Annotated in this window: 16 protein-coding genes; 1 reads left to right on the top strand and 15 read right to left on the bottom strand. The window is 55.5% G+C overall.

Going from position 1 to position 19,715, the window contains the following annotated elements; all coding sequences use genetic code 11:
* Window positions 1-121: 121 nt before the first annotated feature.
* The 4 genes from GYA95_RS23300 to GYA95_RS23285 all read right to left on the bottom strand — a co-directional run bounded on the left by GYA95_RS23300 (window position 122) and on the right by GYA95_RS23285 (window position 5,864).
* Window positions 122-1,303, bottom strand: a complete 1,182-nt coding sequence (locus GYA95_RS23300) for a HEPN/Toprim-associated domain-containing protein (protein ID WP_161551506.1) — start codon at window positions 1,301-1,303, stop codon at window positions 122-124.
* A gap of 264 nt (window positions 1,304-1,567) precedes the next feature.
* Complete coding sequence (locus GYA95_RS23295) at window positions 1,568-2,899, bottom strand: Cdc6/Cdc18 family protein (RefSeq protein WP_161551505.1); 1,332 nt, start codon at window positions 2,897-2,899, stop codon at window positions 1,568-1,570.
* Window positions 2,896-4,905, bottom strand: a complete 2,010-nt coding sequence (locus GYA95_RS28015) for a transposase (protein WP_165961575.1) — start codon at window positions 4,903-4,905, stop codon at window positions 2,896-2,898. The genes GYA95_RS23295 and GYA95_RS28015 overlap by 4 nt, the downstream gene beginning before the upstream one ends.
* Window positions 4,902-5,864 carry a PDDEXK family nuclease gene (locus tag GYA95_RS23285; RefSeq protein WP_060519787.1) on the bottom strand — a complete coding sequence of 321 codons (963 nt, stop codon included), beginning with the start codon at window positions 5,862-5,864 and terminating at the stop codon, window positions 4,902-4,904. The genes GYA95_RS28015 and GYA95_RS23285 overlap by 4 nt, the downstream gene beginning before the upstream one ends.
* 629 nt (window positions 5,865-6,493) lie before the next feature.
* Between GYA95_RS23285 and GYA95_RS23280 the strand changes: the two genes are divergently transcribed.
* On the top strand, window positions 6,494-8,128 hold the full coding sequence (locus GYA95_RS23280; RefSeq protein WP_082422064.1) for a TnsD family Tn7-like transposition protein: 1,635 nt from the start codon (window positions 6,494-6,496) through the stop codon (window positions 8,126-8,128).
* A gap of 27 nt (window positions 8,129-8,155) precedes the next feature.
* On the opposite strand, the gene GYA95_RS23275 is transcribed toward GYA95_RS23280, so the two are convergent.
* From GYA95_RS23275 to atpE, 11 genes are all read right to left on the bottom strand, one after another.
* Window positions 8,156-9,070 carry a TniQ family protein gene (locus tag GYA95_RS23275; protein ID WP_110765414.1) on the bottom strand — a complete coding sequence of 305 codons (915 nt, stop codon included), beginning with the start codon at window positions 9,068-9,070 and terminating at the stop codon, window positions 8,156-8,158.
* 483 nt (window positions 9,071-9,553) lie between these two features.
* The gene (gene glmS, locus GYA95_RS23270) at window positions 9,554-11,389 is read right to left on the bottom strand and encodes a glutamine--fructose-6-phosphate transaminase (isomerizing) (protein ID WP_015268399.1); all 1,836 of its coding nucleotides are present in this window, start codon (window positions 11,387-11,389) and stop codon (window positions 9,554-9,556) included.
* Window positions 11,390-11,392: 3 nt separating this feature from the next.
* Window positions 11,393-12,169, bottom strand: a complete 777-nt coding sequence (locus tag GYA95_RS23265; RefSeq protein ID WP_015268400.1) for a DeoR/GlpR family DNA-binding transcription regulator — start codon at window positions 12,167-12,169, stop codon at window positions 11,393-11,395.
* A gap of 306 nt (window positions 12,170-12,475) precedes the next feature.
* Window positions 12,476-13,843 carry a bifunctional UDP-N-acetylglucosamine diphosphorylase/glucosamine-1-phosphate N-acetyltransferase GlmU gene (gene glmU, locus GYA95_RS23260; RefSeq protein ID WP_015268401.1) on the bottom strand — a complete coding sequence of 456 codons (1,368 nt, stop codon included), beginning with the start codon at window positions 13,841-13,843 and terminating at the stop codon, window positions 12,476-12,478.
* A 122-nt stretch (window positions 13,844-13,965) separates the two neighbouring features.
* Complete coding sequence (locus GYA95_RS23255; protein WP_003260039.1) at window positions 13,966-14,385, bottom strand: F0F1 ATP synthase subunit epsilon; 420 nt, start codon at window positions 14,383-14,385, stop codon at window positions 13,966-13,968.
* A gap of 43 nt (window positions 14,386-14,428) precedes the next feature.
* Window positions 14,429-15,805 carry a F0F1 ATP synthase subunit beta gene (gene atpD / locus GYA95_RS23250; protein ID WP_013974904.1) on the bottom strand — a complete coding sequence of 459 codons (1,377 nt, stop codon included), beginning with the start codon at window positions 15,803-15,805 and terminating at the stop codon, window positions 14,429-14,431.
* A 27-nt stretch (window positions 15,806-15,832) separates the two neighbouring features.
* The gene (gene atpG, locus GYA95_RS23245) at window positions 15,833-16,693 is read right to left on the bottom strand and encodes a F0F1 ATP synthase subunit gamma (protein ID WP_013974905.1); all 861 of its coding nucleotides are present in this window, start codon (window positions 16,691-16,693) and stop codon (window positions 15,833-15,835) included.
* 48 nt (window positions 16,694-16,741) lie between these two features.
* A complete protein-coding gene (gene atpA, locus GYA95_RS23240) occupies window positions 16,742-18,286 on the bottom strand; it encodes a F0F1 ATP synthase subunit alpha (RefSeq protein ID WP_013974906.1) in 1,545 nt (514 codons plus the stop codon).
* Window positions 18,287-18,307: 21 nt separating this feature from the next.
* Entirely contained in the window at window positions 18,308-18,844 is a 537-nt protein-coding gene (locus tag GYA95_RS23235; protein WP_003260034.1) for a F0F1 ATP synthase subunit delta, read from the bottom strand.
* 12 nt (window positions 18,845-18,856) lie between these two features.
* Window positions 18,857-19,327: a F0F1 ATP synthase subunit B gene (locus tag GYA95_RS23230; protein WP_003260032.1), complete on the bottom strand. Its 471-nt coding sequence runs from the start codon at window positions 19,325-19,327 to the stop codon at window positions 18,857-18,859.
* Between the two features lie 56 nt (window positions 19,328-19,383).
* A complete protein-coding gene (gene atpE / locus GYA95_RS23225; protein WP_003097235.1) occupies window positions 19,384-19,641 on the bottom strand; it encodes a F0F1 ATP synthase subunit C in 258 nt (85 codons plus the stop codon).
* Window positions 19,642-19,715: the final 74 nt, after the last annotated feature.

The raw sequence follows: 19,715 nt of genomic DNA, 5'->3' as shown, positions 1-19,715 counted from the left end.
ATGCTGGCAATTGTAGTGCCGTGCTGGGCACCCATATTGAATGACCTGGGCTTTGAAGGCCTTGGAATAGGAACCGAGTGTTGGCTGCATGAAATACCCGTTTAAAGGCTAGATCTGGTGCTCACTTAAATTTGAGTGCACTCGATGTCTTGGCTTTGCGGGGCTGGGTAGATGACATGGCCGGACGGTTACTGTAATTCGTCCAGGTCACCTGCGCTGGGGGTCGCCCCTTAAGATTGAGATCGAGATAGCACTCGATAGCGGCCGCGCAGCCGTTGATGTCAGCGTTGGCAACACCACACGGGCCTTTCGCCGGAAACTCGCGCAGCTCGTCCAAGTCAGGAAGAACCATAGCTTTCATGTTCACTGGGAATTGAAAGCGTTTGAGTAGATTTTTATAGGTATCCACTCCTTCGGCGTCGTTATCGAACAGGAAGACCACGCGATTGTGAACATCAATTTTGACCAGTCCCTCGGCGAACTTGGACAGATTACCTGTACCGGAAAATGGGTGACGCTCCTCGATGTCAATGAATCGAAAAAAATCCTCGATGTCCGGGCGGAGCAGCGCCAGACCCCGCTTCAGAATGTGGGTATCAGAAGTGCCTTCAGTCGCTATCAAATAGGTCTGGGTCCGACGTGCGTTCCCAATGAAATCCTCATTTTTAGCCCATCCTGCATCCACAAAATTGCCGTAATCCCAGACGACATCTTCACCTAGATTAGCGGGGTTTTCGGCAAGGATTCGCAGAGTTGCATATGGGCTCAGAAATCCTAACATTGAGCCGAAATGGCTGCGCTCGGAGTAGCCTCCGATGTCTCGATCAAACACTCCCGTCGGGAGTAGAGATGCCGCTGGATCAGCCGCAAAGCGGCCCCGGCCCTGTGCATGATCGGAATCGTAGCTGGCGACATAGTCGCTTTTTAGGTCTCGCAATGCGTACGCTTTGATGAAGTCGATAAATTGATCGAAAGTCAAACGGTCGGATCGACGCTCACCTGGCAGGTATTCCTCGAACTGGTCTCTGTCGAGCACGACCTGATTTTCGTATTCCGACCTCACCGCCGCCAATGTGTATCCGAGCAGCTCCAACCGTGACACCATCGAACCAAGTGTCCGGCAAAAACACAGCTCCATTTGCTCCAGACTTTCAGGGCTATGAGCGTAGTCGTAGTCGATGCCCTCGTGCCGACGGTACTGGCGGTCGGACTCTTGATAGAGCATCCCGTGATCCATGCCCATATAGCCAGTGTTGTATGTGAGATCGAGGCTACCCACAGACAGCGTAATTGGTGTGCTCATAAGATCTTTGTACCTGGAGTTAACTGTCTAACGCCAATGCATGACGCGAATCTGGACATGCTTGTACTGGCACGTGATAGCACATTTCAGCGGCGTCGGAGATGCATCCGAGCTCAGGTGCTCTATCCTGGTGTACCTGCCCCTCGCTAACTCAGGCGTGTAAACCTGTTTTTTTCACTGTAAACCACTCTGGTTAACAGTGAAAAAAATAGGTTTACACGCCAGCAATCATAGGGCCCGCGAACGGAATTCTTCGCCACACCATCACTTGGGTTTGGGGTCCTTGTCGTCCTCCATCAAGGCAAAGAAAGCTTTGGCCTGCTCTTCCTCGGAGAGCTCCTCAACCGGAGTCCGCCGCGGGCGCGCAGTCGGCTTCTGCAGAGCATTCGCTGAGGCATCAAGTTGCTTTTTTACAGATCGTTCCGACGCAGTGAGCGATGAGTCGAAAACCTTCTGGGTGACTCGGTCCTGCCGTTCAGCTCGCGCAAATTTCACTACGTTGGACGTGAACGCGGCTGGCAGGTCAAACGGACACCGCAGGTCTGGATGCTGTTTGGACACCCGACCACCCAGAGCCAATTTTTGAAGGTGTTCGACCTGTTTGGCACTGGACGTGTAAGCCGCTGAGCGGTAAGCATGGCCGATGTCTTGAAGGGAGGCCGCATGACGGCCTGCACTGCGGCACTCAATGTACGCCTGCTTCAACAACTCCACCGCCAGGCGCTTGATACCGAAGGTGCAACGGTAAATTTCCCTTGCCAATTCACCCTGATTACCGCGAATCGCGCCATTGCCCACGCGAACACATTCATCAATGAAAGCTTTCCAGTCGGAACTGCCAGGCTCATCGGGAAGCATGATTCTTGGGTCCGTCAGCAAGCGCTGCTGATCCTCATTGTTTCTCTCAAACAACTTGTGACCCAAGCTGTAATTGCACACGTAGACCATTGGCGGACCGATACCAGCCATGTTCAAGAGGATATCGGTAACCTTCGCTGCACCAAGCCCCTTTTGGATGTACTGCATTTCATCCAGGATGACTAACGATACCCCATCACGATTCGCCCTACGCCGGCATTCACTCAGCAGCTCAGCAACGGTCAGTCGCGACAGAGGCAACTCAACGAACTCTCGAAGAAGGGCCTTAGCATTGGTGGTACCTCGGGCGCTTGCATACCAATGCGACCGCAACGGTAGCTCACCCTGGAAGTGATCGCAGGACAGATCAACGGGGCCAGGCAGAACCTTGCGCAGCGCAGCAATGGTCTGGCTCTTCCCAACCCCTGCAAGCCCTGTAAAACACACCGGCACAGCATCGACTGCAGGTGCTTCATAGAGCCCTCGGGCGTACTCGCGCTCAGAAGAGAACAATGCTCGCGCATGCAGCGCTGCGCGCCCCACCATCTCCTGGATGAACTCAATCGTAAATGCGTTGGGAATGAACGATTCACGCAATGCTTGAAACAGCACCTCTGCCGCCAACCGAGGTTCAATTTCGTACAGACTTTCCAATGGCTCAGGTCGACGCGTGATGATCTGGCGGACCTGATCAGCCGTTTGGCAGCCGTCGAACCAACTCGCAATGGCCTCATTCATTTGGCTTTACCTCGGAATCGATCATAGTCATCTGTATCTCGCTGCGCAGATGCCGATTTAGGTGGTCGACCAATTCTTCTCACGCCACCTTTACACTCTTCACCGGTATCTTCTTTGAATCTATCATCGTGAAATTGATGAATTGCCGGCATCTCATTACGAAGCAAAGTTTGAGATTTTCGCCTTAAGGCATCTAGTGACTGAAGATCACGTAATGATATGTCCCGATCACCGTCAACGGTCCTTTGCGTCGTTACAAAGTCCAGTTCGAACAGTGTGCCTCCTACCTCAATCCATATATGCCGAACGCACATAGTCAGTACATATACATCAACTTCAATAACGCTGCTCCTAGCAACTCGATCAAATATCCCGGTATTGATCAAATCAACAGACCTATACTTGCGCCCGTACAGATAGACTGCGTCTTGACGTACAACGGCCGGGTGCACAGACAGGAAGCTCTTTATGGCAACCTCTTGCTGCATCCCGATTGCAGAATTACGGAAGCGGCTGTCCCAGTAATTCCAGATACCCAGCGGGGTGGGCTTTATTCCGCACCAATACATTTCGGTTTCCATGCGGCCACTTGCGTCAGACGACCGGTTGTCTTTCAGGACTTGGTGAATCTCCCTGCGGGCCATTTGGACAAAATTCAGTGTGCTATGAACATAGGTGGGTTGATCGAGGTCGGATTTTGCTCGCGGGTGCGATGACTCAACCGTAGCTTTAGACTGGCCAGAAAAAACTGGCGTATTTTCAAGTGTGCCTAGCCAGTGGATCTCAGGCTCCGTGTCCAGGGCTGCTGCAGGACCTCGATCAAACACCAGCCCACCTGCCAAGCCTTCGCAGGGCCACCAGTCCGGTTTGATGGTTACTCCGAAAAGCCCACAAAACCATACTTTGTCGACAGCCATGGAAAACAGACACATCCGATAAGCTTCTTTGGTTTCTTTACCTTCGGCAAATCCAATGCCAACCACCATTCCGGACAATCCACACACGGCACGAACGACGCAAAATCCGTCAACGGGGCTACCCTCTGTCAGGCCCGAAAGTTTTTCAACTATGTAGTAACCATCAAACTCGACCTGCTGATTTAGATTCGTCAAGCGTTCTGAGAAACTGCCCAAACTGCCGCTCTGGTCGCGGGTCTTTTGTTTACCTCTTACGCCAATAGATTTCTCTTTAGCGCTAACTTGTTGTTCGATGCAGTAACGCACTTGGTCAATAGTTGGAAATGGGTGCCCTTTACGATTGATGAAAAATGCTACTCCATTTCGTTCAACGGAAACGCAACCAAATTCCTCTGTAAGGATTTTTCGGTAAACTTGACTATATGTTTTGTCAGCGGAACGGAACCTAAGATACGCAGAAAGGATTCTTTCCCTCATGGCGCTATCGGCCCGGTAACCCCACTCTTTGCCATTGGGTGATGGCCGGCCCAGCCTGCGTAATTTCCCCGGCCCCTCCCTGTCCCACCTCCCGATGCGGTGCAGGGGAGGCATGAGAGCCCACTTGTTTTGTCCAAAAGTAATGTAAGTGTAGAACCACAACCTCAAGCGAGCTGCATTTTGCTGAGGCGACTGGCTTTTGGCATGAGCGTTAATTACAGCGTCCGGATCGTCACTGGCTAGAACCTCCTGGAGACGAACCATCAGGCCTGAGATAGCCAGAAAACGGCGGTTGACCTTTTGGTCGTAGGTTTCCTTAGCAGAAACCCGCTTCGTTTCACGATCTGAAATTGCGATCCCCTTAATCGGTTCCAGCCATGGCGGAAATTTGTCCGTCTCCCCTGACGCCAGCAGCGCACCCGCTTCGAGCGCTTCTTCGAACTCGAACCTTGTGAGGGTGATCAAGGTGGTGCGCACGTCTTTCGCTAGATCACTGAACTCCACCAAGCGCACCCGGTTGTGGACCGCATCACTGTTCAGGAAATGGTAATAGTGGCCTTTGACAAGGCTCCGATAACCTTCAGGCGCAAATAACCTAGCGCCCGTGATCACGGCTCAATCTCCAAGAAAAATTTGCCGTAGGCTGCCAGCAGATCACCACCGTCGGTATCGAGAGGATGGTCGATCAGAATCGGCTTGAAGAAATTTACTGGCAGCTTTCGGTCCCAGATGTCTTGGTAGACCTTCGCAATAAACTGGTCACGCTTACCCCATCGGGCTGCATACCGGTAAATGATGGGGTGGATCAAGGCCCCAGCATGCACAGCGCCCTCAATCTCAGCGCTAAACTCCCTGAGCAGCTCGGGGTCGTGGGTCAGCGGCAAGCCATGCATCGGAAATAGCAGATCGAGATTGCCCATGACGATCGGGTCCAGACGATCCAAAGACATTTGCACGGTCCTGATACCGCCGCTTGCGTAATGCAGTTGCTCTAGGGCTGTGCGTAGCTCAGCATGATCACGGTCCTTTTTTTGCTGATTAGGGGTCTTGGCTGCTGAGTAGCGCCTCTCGCTGAAGGCATGAGCTTGATCCTTCACCGTCCAATTGACCGCGTAGGGTTTCCCATCTGAACCCATCAAATACAGTAAAAGGTCCCCCTGATAGGGAAAGGGCATTCTCTGTCGGCTACCAGCTTTAGTGGTAATCACCACCTGGTGATGCTTGAAGCCAATTTGCTTGGCAATTTCCATCGTCCCAGTGACAGGATGAGAAAAATGTCCTTTGGTGAGTGGATGCCCGTGCAATGGATGCGGGGCGTGATATGGCCACAGCATCTTCTGCTCGTGAATATCGAGCAGCTGAGGATGGAAGAGCGCGAGCTGTGCGAACACCGCTTCTGGGGTGGACAGCGAGTGAATCGCACGGCCGAGCTTCCGGCTATTCATTCTGCTGATACGAGAGCCCTTAGGGGCTTCTCGTGGAACCGCTAAAATCGAAGGCGTGTAGATATCGCCCCACGCGAAGTGAGCTTGTCGGCTCCTGATGAGGGCAAATCTCTCCTGCAAAGTCATCAATACAGTCCAATGTCTACGGACCTAGGATCGTCATCCAGCCTGGGGATAATTTGCTGGATGCCCCTATAGCCCTTGCCTCCCGGGCGTACCCAAGAGTGCGGGTTGTGGATAACGCTCACCTTCTTGTGGATGAACGAAGCCCTGCAGGACTTGACGTCCCGCATGTTCGGAATAGACAATGGAAAGGTCAGGTCGCTAAATTCTGACTTATCCACAGAGGCCCAAGGTCGCACTTGGGCCTTTGTCTATCTGAATTCTAGCGCTAATTAACTAGTCAGATTTCATTCAATACTTCCTTATTATTCATACGTGTTAAGAATCTAGGACATAGTTAGCAGCTATCTGCAATGGATTCGCTGGGTGTACACGTATCTGTGTGCACATTTTAAAGCGCTTCGCTTAGCAGGGTATGTTACCGCCGTGGTTAACAGGGTGACAACTGAAAAGTCATCCCTCTCTGGGTCGCGACTGGATTCAAAATTGTCCAGCTTGGGTCATTATCTAGATCAACCGTGCGCCTCACACCCATCGGATATATATCTTCACCCCCTTATCTCAACTGATAATTTAAGGGTTTAGCCCCAATCAAATAAAATGTTGAAAACGACAAGCGTTTGGTGAGGGAAATGGCTGATTCTGCAAATGCATCTGTCCCTGTCGTTCGATGGCTACCGGATGAGACCTTTTTCAGTATTTGTTGTCGTCAGCATCGTTTTATGTGCCACGTTACTAAGGCTAGCACCACTGCATGGCTATTTGGTGAGGGATCAAGTAGTGTGCAGCATGACTTTCCTAGCAGACTAAACTCTTTGCCCCAAAAAGCCAAAGAAGTATGGGGAAGCCCATTCAACATCATTACAGAACATACGATATTGCCGTTGTTTTTTCCTTTTCAATCCAAGGAAAGAATTGACGACGTCTTTCATACAGTTTCAAACAATTCTTTGGGCACCTTAAAATATCGCCTGGGTCTGGTGACCGGTCGCTTTGGCGCAGAGCACCCATTGAAAGCATGCCTCGAATGTTTAAGGGAAGACCGTATCAATCATGGGGTCGCCTACTGGCACCTGTCCCATCAGTATCCAGGCGTCACGTTATGCCCTAAGCACGGAACTCTCATCAGGATTTGCTCGGCCAACCGGCAGTGGTCGGACTCTGCGCACTGGGTATTACCTGCCGAGCACCTAATAGCGAGCGTTGCAGAGCAGCCCGTATGCCCGACAGTGGTACAAACCCTCAAGCGTTTAGGACACTCAGTGATTGAGTTAGCCAAGCTAGGCATTTCTGAGCAATTTCGTCCAGAAAATGTCACGGCTGCTTATAACGAAGCTATTCGTCGCCTCTCAGTCAATACAGAAGCATGCTTTGATGCCCAAGCAGACCTAGCTTCGTTCGCTTCACAACTGCAACCGTATCTTCCACTGGCCTCGCTTCCGACCACTCCAAAGAGAGCTGAAACTTTTATACAGAGTCTGACCCGTACACCGCGCGTTTACTCCCATCCGCTCAAACATCTGATTTTGATCACCTGTATATTCGGCGAGTTTGCGCCGTTTTTATGTGCGTTAAAAAGATTTCAGTCTCCAGGGGATCAGGAAACCCCAGTACAGTCTCCAGACCACGGAAGACGAGCAGTAGGCGATAAAGCAGCACACCGATTTAAAGGTCAGGAAATCAGGGATAGAGTCTTCAAAAAACTGAAGCCTAAAAAGCTGAAACCCGAGCTTCGGGAACAAATCTTGGGTTGCTTGGGCAAAGGAGTGGAGAAACATTCCATAGCGGAACGATATGACGTTTCGGTTTCTACAATAAACAGGATCCTAAGTGCTGATCCTCTACTGATGGCTGCTTGGACAACTCAGCGCAGGGAGCTACTGCTACACAATCACCGTGCGGAGTGGGTTAGCGCCATCGGCATGAATCCAGACGCCAGTCCGAAAAGCCTGAGATCAATGCTCCCCAAGGTCTATCAATGGCTATACCGGAACGATAATGACTGGTTGATGGCTCAAACTAAGCGGATGCCAAGTGGTCGCGTAGGCAACAATCAAAAAATCGATTGGAGTGCTCGCGACAGGCAACTATGCGAATCAATTGAATTGAGCATTCAAAGACTGAAATACTCGGCCACGAATTTCCCTGTTCGAGCTAGTCATATTTTCGCGTTGGTGCCCACACTGCATCGGTGCCTAGAAAAAAGGAATCGCTACCCAGAAGCACGAAACCTACTAGAAATTGTTACCCAATCGACCAAGACTTAACATGCAAGTGCAGCAACGCTCAGTCAGCTATTCCCGACAAGTGGTCGCATACCTACCATTACCATAATTTCGCCATAGAGACTCAATAGGAATCAAATCTTTATCATACTCGTACAAATCAACAACAAATTCATCGAAAGTCTCATAGGCATAAACCACGATTTTCAAAATTTCTTCGGGGAAAAATTCCGTCTTTACAACAGGACTCTCAAATCTTTTTTCTTCCAAATTATTTGAAATCCGATCGAGATACTCAATCATGGCTGTCCGCTCAGATTTCATCCGCTTCGTCAGTTTCTTGAGGCTGCGCAACTTATCGGAGAGAATGGCCACTGCAGAATGGATTGAAATGGAGAATTCATAAGCGCATAGCGCTTCTACGAAGCGAGCATGTTTGAGAGCATCTTCATCCAAGTTCATTACGCTCTCTGCGTTACCGAGGTGTCGCCCAGAACACTTTCTCCACATCACATCGAGATTGTGGCCTTTTGATGAGAAAGGTTGATCGCAATATGGGCAAGTGGACAGCAGCACCACATTGTGTGTGGCACACACGCTCACATGATCAGGGAAATTTCGTCGCCAGTAGGAAAAGCCCAAATCCTGCACGTCCTGCCTGACGCATTCCGGGCAGTAGGCGTGCAAGTCGGAATTAGTAATCGCCATTCGGGGTTTGAGATACGCCGTTCGAGAATAACTGGCATCTCGGGTATCCCTGATAACAAACTGCAGGGGCAATTGAGTGTGTTCGTGCAGCAAGCGGTTGAAGCCATAGCATCCTTGCCAACCCATCGTTGAGGCGATCACCTTAACTGCTTGGTGAGTAATCTCCCCTTCAGAAAGCCATCGTAACCTGTCTACCCTCCAGTCCATAAAATTCACGAGCAAATTGCGGTCAACATATGAGCGCAAAGATTCATCAGGTTGGATACGCAACAGCATGGATGGGTTGGCCCCTCAGCGACTGATCCCGCGTCATCGTTCAAAGGTTGCGGTTGAGCAAACATTGCCAGAAATAAGGTGTAAAAAAGGCACCCAAAGGTGCCTTTTCGGAAGGTTCGAGGAGTAGTCGCAGCGATCCTTTAACTCCCAGCCTTGCGACCTTGGGTTCAGAATCCGACCGGCTATGCCCGTCGTCACTACTTCAGAGAAACCAGCATTCTCTGCTGCCGAAATTGCGGGGGGGCCTTGCTGGTACCCAGTCCCAACGGATGCGCAGTTGCAGTCCTCGACTACAAGCCTATACAGCGTGACACACCTGTCAATTAGATTCTGAGGCGTAATTCCAAGTCGGGACAACGGCGTGCATCACTGCACCCCGCCAACCCGGATTGGTCACGAACAGGGTTACCCGCGACAGCTTTATTTCCCTTGCGACAGGTTTAATTCCCTAAATCTAGCTGCAAAGCGCCCCTGGCTTCTGGCTTACTCGACCGTAACCGACTTGGCTAGGTTACGCGGCTGGTCCACGTCGGTGCCCTTGAGCACGGCCACGTAGTAAGACAGCAGCTGCAGCGGGATGGTGTACAGGATTGGTGCCAGGGCGTCGGCGATGTGCGGCACCTTGATCACGTGGGTACCTTCGCCATTGGTCATGCCGGCCTGCTCGTCTGCAAACACTACCAGCTCGCCACCACGGGCGCGTACTTCCTGCAGGTTGGACTTCAGCTTCTCCAGCAGTTCGTTATTCGGCGCAACGGTTACCACTGGCATGTCGTTGTCCACCAGAGCCAGCGGGCCGTGCTTCAGCTCGCCTGCCGGGTAGGCTTCGGCGTGGATGTAGGAGATTTCCTTGAGCTTGAGCGCACCTTCCATCGCCACCGGGTACTGCGCACCACGGCCGAGGAACAGGGTGTGGTGCTTGTCGGCGAACAGCTCGGCGATTTTCTCGACGGTGGCGTCCATGGCCAGGGCTTCGCCCAGGCGGGCCGGCAGGCGGCGCAGTTCATCAACCAGCTCGGCTTCGACGCCGGCTTCCAGGGTACCGCGCACCTGGCCCAGAGCCAGGGTCAGCAGCATCAGCGAAACAAGCTGGGTGGTGAAAGCCTTGGTCGAAGCCACGCCGATTTCCGGGCCGGCCAGAGTCAGCAGGGTCAGGTCCGACTCACGCACCAGCGAACTGATACCGACGTTGCAGATCGCCAGGCTGCCGAGGAAGCCCAGCTCCTTGGCGTTGCGCAGTGCGGCCAGGGTGTCGGCGGTTTCGCCAGACTGCGAGATGGAGACGAACAGGGTGTCCGGCTGCACTACCACCTTGCGGTAACGGAACTCGCTGGCCACTTCGACCTGGCACGGGATCCCGGCCAGGCTTTCCAGCCAGTAACGGGCGACCATGCCGGCGTGGTAGCTGGTACCGCAGGCAACGATCTGCACGTTACGCACCTTGGCGAACAGTTCGGCAGCCTGCGGGCCGAAGGCCTGGACCATAACGTTGTCCTTGCCCAGCCGGCCTTCCAGGGTGCGCTGCACCACGCTTGGCTGCTCGTGGATTTCCTTGAGCATGAAGTGGCGGTAGGTACCTTTGTCGGCAGCTTCGGCACCTTCGTGGTACTGCACGGTTTCGCGCTGGACCTTGTGGCCATCCTGGTCCCAGATGGAGACCTGGTCACGGCGGATTTCGGCGATGTCGCCTTCTTCCAGGTACATGAAGCGGTCGGTGACCTGGCGCAGGGCCAGCTGGTCGGACGCCAGGAAGTTCTCGCCCAGGCCCAGGCCGATCACCAGCGGGCTGCCACTGCGTGCGGCTACCAGGCGGTCAGGCTGCTTGGCACTGATCAGCGCCAGGCCGTAAGCACCATGCAGGCGCTTCACCGCAGCCTTCAGGGCATCGGTCAGGTCCGGAATGCTCTTCAGGGTGTGGTGGATCAGGTGGACGATGACTTCGGTATCAGTCTGCGAAGTGAAGACATAGCCAAGGCCCTTCAGCTCTTCGCGCAGTTCTTCGTGGTTCTCGATGATGCCGTTGTGCACCACGGCCACTTCATGGCCCGAGAAGTGCGGGTGGGCGTTGCCCTCGGTCGGCGCACCGTGGGTGGCCCAGCGAGTGTGGGCGATGCCCAGCTGGCCGGCCAGTGGCTCGGCGGCAACAGCGGCTTCCAGTTCACTGACCTTGCCGATACGGCGACGGCGCTGCAGTTCACCGTTCTGGGTGAGGACGGCCAGGCCGGCGCTGTCGTACCCGCGGTACTCAAGACGCTTGAGGCCTTCGATCAGGATGGCTGTGATGTTGCGCTCGGCGACGGCACCAACGATTCCACACATGGTTTATTGCTCCTGGCTGATCGCGGCGCAGATCAGGTTGATGCCGCGGGCTTGAATTTGTTCGCGTGCCGCTGCGGGCAGGCGTTCGTCAGTAATAAGGGTGTGCACGCTGCCCCAGGGCAGCTCGAGGTTAGGGATCTTGCGCCCTACCTTGTCCGATTCGACCATCACGATCACTTCACGGGCGACTTCGGCCATGACCCGGCTCAGCCCGAGAAGTTCGTTGAAGGTGGTGGTACCGCGGCCGAGGTCGATGCCGTCGGCGCCGATGAACAGTTGGTCGAAATCGTAGGAGCGCAACACCTGCTCGGCCACCTGGCCCTGGAACGACTCGGAATGCGGGTCCCAGGTGCCACCGGTCATCAGCAGCACCGGCTCGTGTTCGAGGTCGCAGATGGCGCGGGCCACGTTCATCGAATTGGTCATCACCACCAGGCCAGGATGGCGGCCCAGTTCAGGGATCATGGCTGCCGTGGTGCTGCCGCTGTCGATGATGATGCGCGCATGTTCGCGGATACGCGCCACAGCAGCGCGGGCGATGGCCTTTTTATAGGAAGACACCGGCTGGGCAGGTTCACCGAGCAGCTCTTGAGGCACCGGGACCGCGCCACCATAACGCCGTAGCAACAGGCCATTGGTTTCCAGGGCAGCGAGGTCCTTGCGGATGGTGACCTCCGAGGTAGCGAAACGCTTGGCCAACGCGTCCACACTCACCTCGCCCTGCTCGCTGAGCAAAGCCAGGATGTTGTGCCGCCGCTGCGGGGTGTTTCGTTTCGACATGAGCGCTTAAGTTTCGATTCGAAAGATAATGATGGCAATCAAAACCTAAGATGAGCGATTCGTCAAGTCGTCACTGCCCTGTGGATAGATTCTCTCTGCACTGGCGCGGCCCCTGTAGGAGCGGCCTTGTGTCGCGATGGGCCGCAGCGCGGCCCCAGGGTTTTCGAGGCAAAACAGAAATTGTCGGGCCTACTTTGCAGTCCATCGCGACACAAGGTCGCTCCTACAGAGGCTGCGATATGCCGCAAAATAAAAAGCCGACTTATTCACATAAGTCGGCTTTCGATCGAAACAGCTGTGTATAACTCAGCTCTTCTTGATCTTTTCCGGCCGCTTCCAACCCGAGATGTTGCGCTGACGTGCACGAGCCACCGCCAGATCGCCTGCCTCAACGGTCTGAGTGATGGTCGAACCGGCTGCAGTGGTCGCACCAGCCTTGATTTCCACAGGCGCTACCAACGAGTTGTTCGAGCCGATGAATACATCCTCGCCCATCACGGTCTTGAACTTGTTCGCGCCATCGTAGTTGCAGGTGATGGTGCCGGCGCCGATGTTGGTACGAGCACCGATTTCGGCATCGCCCAGATAAGTCAGGTGACCGGCCTTGGCGCCCTCACCCAGGTGAGCGTTCTTCAGTTCGACGAAGTTACCCACATGTGCCTTGGCGTCCAGCACGCTACCCGGGCGCAGGCGGGCGAACGGGCCGGCATCGCTGCCCTCGCCCATCACGGCGCCTTCAAGGTGGCTGTTGGCCTTGACCACTGCGCCTTTGCGCAGGGTGGTGTTCTTGATCACGCAGTTAGGGCCGATCTGCACATCGTCCTCGATGACCACCTTGCCTTCGAGAATCACGTTGATATCGATCAGCACGTCACGGCCAACGGTCACTTCACCGCGGACATCGAAGCGCGACGGGTCGCGCAAAGTTACGCCCTGGGCCATCAGGCGACGGCCTTCACGCAACTGGTAGTGGCGCTCCAGTTCGGACAGCTGGCGACGGTCGTTGGCACCTTGCACTTCCATCGGGTCGTGCGGCTGTTCAGTAGCCACTACCAGGCCGTCAGCTACAGCCATGGCGATGACATCGGTCAGGTAATACTCACCCTGGGCATTGTTGTTCGACAGGCGACCCATCCAGTCGGCCAGACGCGCGGCCGGCAGGGCCAGAATACCGGTGTTGCCTTCCTTGATCGCTTTCTGCGCATCGTTGGCGTCCTTGTGCTCAACGATGGCGGTCACCTTCCCCTGCTCGTCACGCACGATACGGCCATAACCGGTCGGGTCGTCGAGGGTCACCGTGAGCAGGCCCAGCTGCTGCTCGTTGGCCTTCGCCAGCAGGCGCTGCAGGGTTTCCACTTCAATCAAAGGCACATCACCGTACAGCACCAGCACGGTTTCGGCGGTCAAGGCCGGCAATGCCTGGGCAACCGCATGGCCGGTACCCAGCTGCTTATCCTGCATGACGAAGTTCAGGTCGTCGGCGGCCAGGCGCTCGCGAACCAGCTCGGCACCATGGCCAATGACCACATGAATACCTTGCGGCTGCAGCTGGCGCGCGCTGTGGATAACATGGCCGAGCATGGAGTTGCCGGCAACCGGGTGCAGCACCTTGGGCAGCGCCGAGCGCATGCGGGTGCCTTGGCCGGCGGCGAGAATAACGATATCGAGTGACATTACTGGCTACCAATCCTGGGTGGTCAGTGAAATGACCGGGGGAGAGAAATCAGAAAAAGAAAAAGGGTAGCCGAGGCTACCCTTTTACTCAATCGCAACAGAAGTTATCAGCCGAGGGCCGATTACTTGCCTCTGCGCATTTGCTGGACGGTACGCAGCTGAGCTGCGGCCTCGGCCAGACGTGCGGCGGCGGCGCCGTAGTCGAAGTCCGCGCCTTTCAGATTCAGGGCGTTCTCGGCAGCCTTGAGGGCTTCCTGAGCCTGAGCTTCATCCAGGTCTGCAGCACGTTGCACGGTATCGGCAAGCACCTTGACCATGTTCGGCTGAACCTCGAGGAAACCACCAGAGATGTAGAACACCTCTTGGGCGCCACCCTGCTTGGTCAGCGTGATCGGACCAGGCTTGAGATTGGTGATCAGCGGCGCGTGACCCGGAGCGATACCAAGATCACCCAGGTTACCGTGCGCAACTACCATCTCGACCAGGCCGGAGAAGATCTCTCCTTCCGCGCTGACGATATCGCAATGGACTGTCATAGCCATCTGCTTGCCTCAACCTGATAGCGCCCCTTGCGGGGCGCAGGAATTACAGTTTCTTGGCTTTCTCGATCGCTTCGTCGATGCTGCCGACCATGTAGAACGCTTGTTCTGGCAGGTGGTCGTAGTCACCTTTGAGGATGCCGCTGAAGCCAGCGATGGTGTCTTTCAGGGAAACGTACTTGCCTGGCGAACCGGTGAAGACTTCGGCCACGAAGAACGGCTGCGACAGGAAGCGCTGGATCTTACGAGCGCGGGCTACCAGTTGCTTGTCGGCTTCGGACAGTTCGTCCATACCCAGGATCGCGATGATGTCTTTCAGCTCTTTGTAGCGCTGCAGAACATACTGAACGCCACGAGCGGTCTCGTAGTGCTCGTTGCCGATCACGTTCGGGTCCAGCTGGCGCGAAGTCGAGTCCAGTGGGTCGACCGCTGGGTAGATACCCAGGGAGGCGATGTCACGGGACAGAACGACGGTGGCGTCCAAGTGGGCGAAGGTGGTCGCAGGCGACGGGTCGGTCAAGTCGTCCGCAGGTACGTATACGGCCTGAACGGAGGTGATCGAACCTTCCTTGGTGGAGGTGATACGCTCTTGCAGAACGCCCATCTCTTCAGCCAGGGTCGGCTGGTAACCTACTGCCGAAGGCATACGGCCCAGCAGTGCGGATACTTCGGTACCGGCCAGGGTGTAACGATAGATGTTGTCGACGAACAGCAGAACGTCGTTACCTTCGTCACGGAACTTCTCGGCCATGGTCAGGCCGGTCAGCGCTACGCGCAGACGGTTTCCTGGTGGCTCGTTCATCTGACCGTAGACCAGCGCTACCTTGTCGAGAACGTTGGAGTCCTTCATCTCGTGGTAGAAGTCGTTACCCTCACGAGTACGCTCACCCACACCAGCGAACACGGAGTAACCACTGTGTTCCATGGCGATGTTACGGATCAGTTCCATCATGTTTACGGTCTTGCCGACACCGGCACCACCGAACAGACCAACCTTACCACCCTTGGCGAACGGGCAAACCAGGTCGATAACCTTGATGCCGGTTTCCAGCAGGTCGTTGCCGCCTGCCTGGTCAGCGAACGAAGGCGCTGGCTGGTGGATACCGCGACGCTCTTCTTCGCCGATCGGGCCGGCCTCGTCGATCGGGTTGCCCAGTACGTCCATGATACGGCCCAGGGTGGCCTTACCAACAGGAACGGAAATGGCAGCGCCGGAGTCAACGACTTCCAGACCGCGCTTCAGGCCTTCGGTCGAGCCCATCGCAATGGTACGAACCACGCCGTCGCCCAGCTGCTGCTGAACTTCCAGGGTGGTTTCCGCGCCTTGTACTTTCAGCGCGTTGTAAACACTCGGCACGACGTCACGTGGGAATTCCACGTCGATGACGGCGCCGATGATTTGAACGATACGTCCGCTACTCATAGCTGGATCCTCTGAATATTTGAACCGTTAAACCGCGGCAGCGCCGCCGACGATTTCCGAGATCTCCTGGGTGATCGCAGCCTGACGCGCCTTGTTGTAGATCAACTGAAGCTCTTTGATCAAATCACCGGCGTTGTCTGTGGCGTTCTTCATGGCGATCATCCGGGCCGCTTGTTCAGCAGCGTTGTTCTCGACCACCGCCTGGTACACCTGCGACTCCACGTAACGCACCATCAAGCCGTCCAGCAGCTCTTTTGCGTCGGGTTCGTACAGGTAGTCCCAGTGATGCTTGAGATCCTGATCCGGGGTTGCCACCAACGGTACCAATTGCTCGACCGTTGGCTTCTGGGTCATGGTGTTGATGAACTTGTTCGAAACCACCGAGAGGCGATCGATACGGCCGTCCAGGTAGGCGTCCAGCATCACTTTGACGGAGCCGATCAGATCGTTGATCGATGGCTCTTCGCCCAAGTGGCTGATCGCGGCTACGACGTTGCCGCCAAAGATGCGGAAGAAAGTCGCACCCTTGCTGCCGATCACGCACAGGTCGATTTCCACGCCCTGTTCGCGGTTTTCGTTCATGTCCTTGACCAGGGCCTTGAACAGGTTGGTGTTCAAGCCACCGCACAGACCACGGTCACTGCTCACCACGATATAACCGGCGCGCTTTACAGGGCGCTCGATCATGAACGGGTGGCGGTATTCCGGGTTGGCGTTGGCCAGATGACCGATCACCTGGCGGATACGCTCCGCGTAAGGACGGCTAGCAGCCATGCGCATTTGTGCCTTGCGCATCTTGCTGACCGCCACTTTCTCCATGGCGCTGGTAATTTTTTGCGTGCTTTTGATGCTCGCAATCTTACTGCGAATCTCTTTTGCGCCTGCCATGTATCACCTATCAGGTTAGCAAGCGGGGGCCTGAGCCCCCGCTGCGGCTTACCAGGTCTGGGTGGCCTTGAACTTCTCGATACCGGCTTTCAGGCCTGCGTCGATTTCGTCGTTGAAGTCACCCTTCACGTTGATCTTCGCCATCAGTTCAGCGTGATCACGGTTGAAGAAGGCGATCAGTGCTTGCTCGAAGCTACCGATCTTGGAGACTTCTACGTCAGTCAGGAAGCCACGCTCAGCGGCGTACAGCGACAGAGCCATGTCCGCGATGGACATCGGCGCGTACTGCTTCTGCTTCATCAGCTCGGTAACGCGCTGACCATGCTCCAGCTGCTTGCGGGTCGCTTCGTCCAGATCGGAAGCGAACTGGGCGAATGCAGCCAGTTCACGGTACTGAGCCAGAGCGGTACGGATACCACCGGACAGCTTCTTGATGATCTTGGTCTGAGCGGCACCACCTACGCGGGATACCGAAACACCGGCGTTCACTGCTGGGCGGATGCCCGAGTTGAACATGGCCGATTCCAGGAAGATCTGACCGTCGGTGATGGAAATCACGTTGGTCGGAACGAACGCGGAAACGTCGCCAGCCTGGGTTTCGATGATCGGCAGGGCGGTCAGGGAACCGGTCTTGCCAGTGACTGCGCCGTTGGTGAACTTCTCGACGTACTCTTCCGAAACGCGCGATGCACGCTCCAGCAGACGGGAGTGGAGATAGAACACGTCACCTGGGTACGCTTCACGTCCTGGTGGACGGCGCAGCAGCAGGGAGATCTGACGGTAGGCAACGGCCTGCTTGGACAGGTCGTCGTAAACGATCAGGGCGTCTTCACCGCGGTCACGGAAGAACTCGCCCATGGTGCAGCCGGCGTATGGCGCCAGGAACTGCAGTGCGGCGGATTCCGAAGCACTGGCAACGACCACGATGGTGTTGGCCAGGGCGCCGGCTTCTTCCAGCTTGCGAACGATGTTGGCAACGGTGGAACGCTTCTGGCCGACAGCAACATAAACACAGAAAATACCGGAGTCTTTCTGGTTGATGATGGCGTCGATGGCCATGGCGGTCTTGCCGATCTGACGGTCACCGATGATCAGCTCGCGCTGGCCACGGCCGACAGGGATCATGGCGTCGACGGACTTGTAGCCAGTCTGTACAGGCTGGTCTACCGACTTACGCCAGATCACGCCTGGAGCGACCTTTTCGACCGCGTCGGTTTCGGTGGTGGTCAGAGGACCTTTGCCATCGATCGGGTTACCCAGAGCGTCGACGACGCGGCCCAGCAGGCCTTTGCCGACCGGAACTTCCAGGATGCGACCGGTACACTTGGCGCTCATGCCCTCGGCGAGGGTGTCATAGGCACCCAGGATCACTGCACCTACGGAGTCTTGCTCCAGGTTCAGGGCCATGCCGAATACGCTGCCAGGGAACTCGATCATTTCGCCGTACATGACGTCGGCCAGACCGTGGATCCGCACGATACCGTCGGATACCGAAACAACGGTACCTTCGTTACGGGCTTGGGAGCTCACATCGAGGTTGTCGATGCGGCCCTTGATGATTTCACTAATTTCGGAAGGATTGAGTTGCTGCATTGCTCTGCTGCCCCTTCAAACTCAAGATTTCAATGCTTCGGCCAGTTTCGCGATTTTGCCGCGAACAGAGCCATCGATTACCAGGTCACCGGCGCGGATGACGACGCCGCCAATCAGGCTGGCATCCTCCGACGCGTGCAGGCGCACTTCCTGGCCTAACCGTGCACTGAGAACCTTGGCGAGTTTGTCTTGCTGTTCTTGGTTCAACGCGAAGGCACTGGTGACTTCCACGTCCACGGATTTCTCTTGCTCGGCCTTGTACAGGTCGAACAGGGCGGCAATCTCCGGCAGAAGCAGGAGACGGTCGTTTTCCGCGGCAACATGAATGAAATTCCGTGCCTGTGCATTGAACTTGTCACCGCACACGTCAATGAACGTGGCGGCCTTTTCTGCGCTCGTCAGTCGCGGGGCCTTGAGCAGGCGCTGCATGGTGTCGTCTTGCGACACCGCAGCAGCCAGGCCGAGCATGGCTGACCAATTGGCCAGTTGCTGATGGGCCTGGGCATGCTCAAAGGCAGCCTTAGCGTAAGGTCGGGCCAACGTGGTCAGTTCTGCCATGATCGCCCTCGCTTAAATTTCAGCGGCCAGTTTGTTAACCAGCTCCGCATGCGCGTTTTGATCGATTGTGGCGCCAAGGATCTTTTCAGCACCACCAACGGCCAGGGCACCCACTTGGGCGCGCAGGGCGTCTTTAGCGCTGTTCAGTTCCTGTTCGATCTCGGCCAGAGCCTGAGCCTTCACACGGTCAGCTTCGACGCGGGCCTGATCACGGGCTTCCTCGACAAGCTGAGCAGCGCGTTTCTTGCTTTGCTCGATGATTTCGGCTGCCTGTGCTTTAGCTTCGCGCAGTTGCTGACCCGCTTTCTCTTGGGCCAGCTCCAGGTCGCGAGCTGCGCGGTTGGCAGCGTCCAAGCCGTCGGCAATCTTCTTTTGGCGCTCTTGCAGGGCAGTGATGACCGGAGGCCACACATACTTCATGCAGAAGAGTACAAAAATCAGAAAAGCAACGGATTGGCCAATCAGGGTTGCATTAATGTTCACGCCAACACCTCGCTCGGTCTTAATTCATACAGCCATCAACTCGTGGTGACGAGTGATTAGCCGGCGATCTGACCAACGAACGGATTCGCGAAGGTGAAGAACAGAGCGATACCAACACCGATCATGGTTACGGCGTCGAGCAGACCGGCAACGATGAACATTTTAACCTGCAGCATCGGAACCATTTCTGGTTGACGAGCAGCGCCTTCCAGGAACTTGCCGCCCAGCAGGCCGAAACCAATGGCGGTACCCAGAGCACCCAGGCCGATCAGCAGAGCAACAGCGATAGCGGTCAGACCAACTACAGTTTCCATCTTTCCTCCCGACTTTTACGTCGTATTGGTTAGGTTTTTAGTTTGAAGCGGTAAAACAAATCGTTTGGTACAGC

This window comes from Pseudomonas asiatica (assembly GCF_009932335.1).
Lineage (GTDB): Bacteria > Pseudomonadota > Gammaproteobacteria > Pseudomonadales > Pseudomonadaceae > Aquipseudomonas > Aquipseudomonas asiatica.
This window is presented reverse-complemented; position numbering and strand designations above follow the sequence as displayed.

Bases quoted from the DNA above. Each gene is read 5' to 3' on its own strand.
- GYA95_RS23300 (WP_161551506.1), bottom strand. From the start codon at position 1,303: ATGAGCACACCAATTACGCTGTCTGTGGGTAGCCTCGATCTCACATAC.
- GYA95_RS23295 (WP_161551505.1), bottom strand. From the start codon at position 2,899: ATGAATGAGGCCATTGCGAGTTGGTTCGACGGCTGCCAAACGGCTGAT.
- GYA95_RS23285 (WP_060519787.1), bottom strand. From the start codon at position 5,864: ATGACTTTGCAGGAGAGATTTGCCCTCATCAGGAGCCGACAAGCTCAC.
- GYA95_RS23280 (WP_082422064.1), top strand. From the start codon at position 6,494: ATGGCTGATTCTGCAAATGCATCTGTCCCTGTCGTTCGATGGCTACCG.
- GYA95_RS23275 (WP_110765414.1), bottom strand. From the start codon at position 9,070: ATGCTGTTGCGTATCCAACCTGATGAATCTTTGCGCTCATATGTTGAC.
- glmS (WP_015268399.1), bottom strand. From the start codon at position 11,389: ATGTGTGGAATCGTTGGTGCCGTCGCCGAGCGCAACATCACAGCCATC.
- GYA95_RS23265 (WP_015268400.1), bottom strand. From the start codon at position 12,169: ATGTCGAAACGAAACACCCCGCAGCGGCGGCACAACATCCTGGCTTTG.
- glmU (WP_015268401.1), bottom strand. From the start codon at position 13,843: ATGTCACTCGATATCGTTATTCTCGCCGCCGGCCAAGGCACCCGCATG.
- GYA95_RS23255 (WP_003260039.1), bottom strand. From the start codon at position 14,385: ATGGCTATGACAGTCCATTGCGATATCGTCAGCGCGGAAGGAGAGATC.
- atpD (WP_013974904.1), bottom strand. From the start codon at position 15,805: ATGAGTAGCGGACGTATCGTTCAAATCATCGGCGCCGTCATCGACGTG.
- atpG (WP_013974905.1), bottom strand. From the start codon at position 16,693: ATGGCAGGCGCAAAAGAGATTCGCAGTAAGATTGCGAGCATCAAAAGC.
- atpA (WP_013974906.1), bottom strand. From the start codon at position 18,286: ATGCAGCAACTCAATCCTTCCGAAATTAGTGAAATCATCAAGGGCCGC.
- GYA95_RS23235 (WP_003260034.1), bottom strand. From the start codon at position 18,844: ATGGCAGAACTGACCACGTTGGCCCGACCTTACGCTAAGGCTGCCTTT.
- atpE (WP_003097235.1), bottom strand. From the start codon at position 19,641: ATGGAAACTGTAGTTGGTCTGACCGCTATCGCTGTTGCTCTGCTGATC.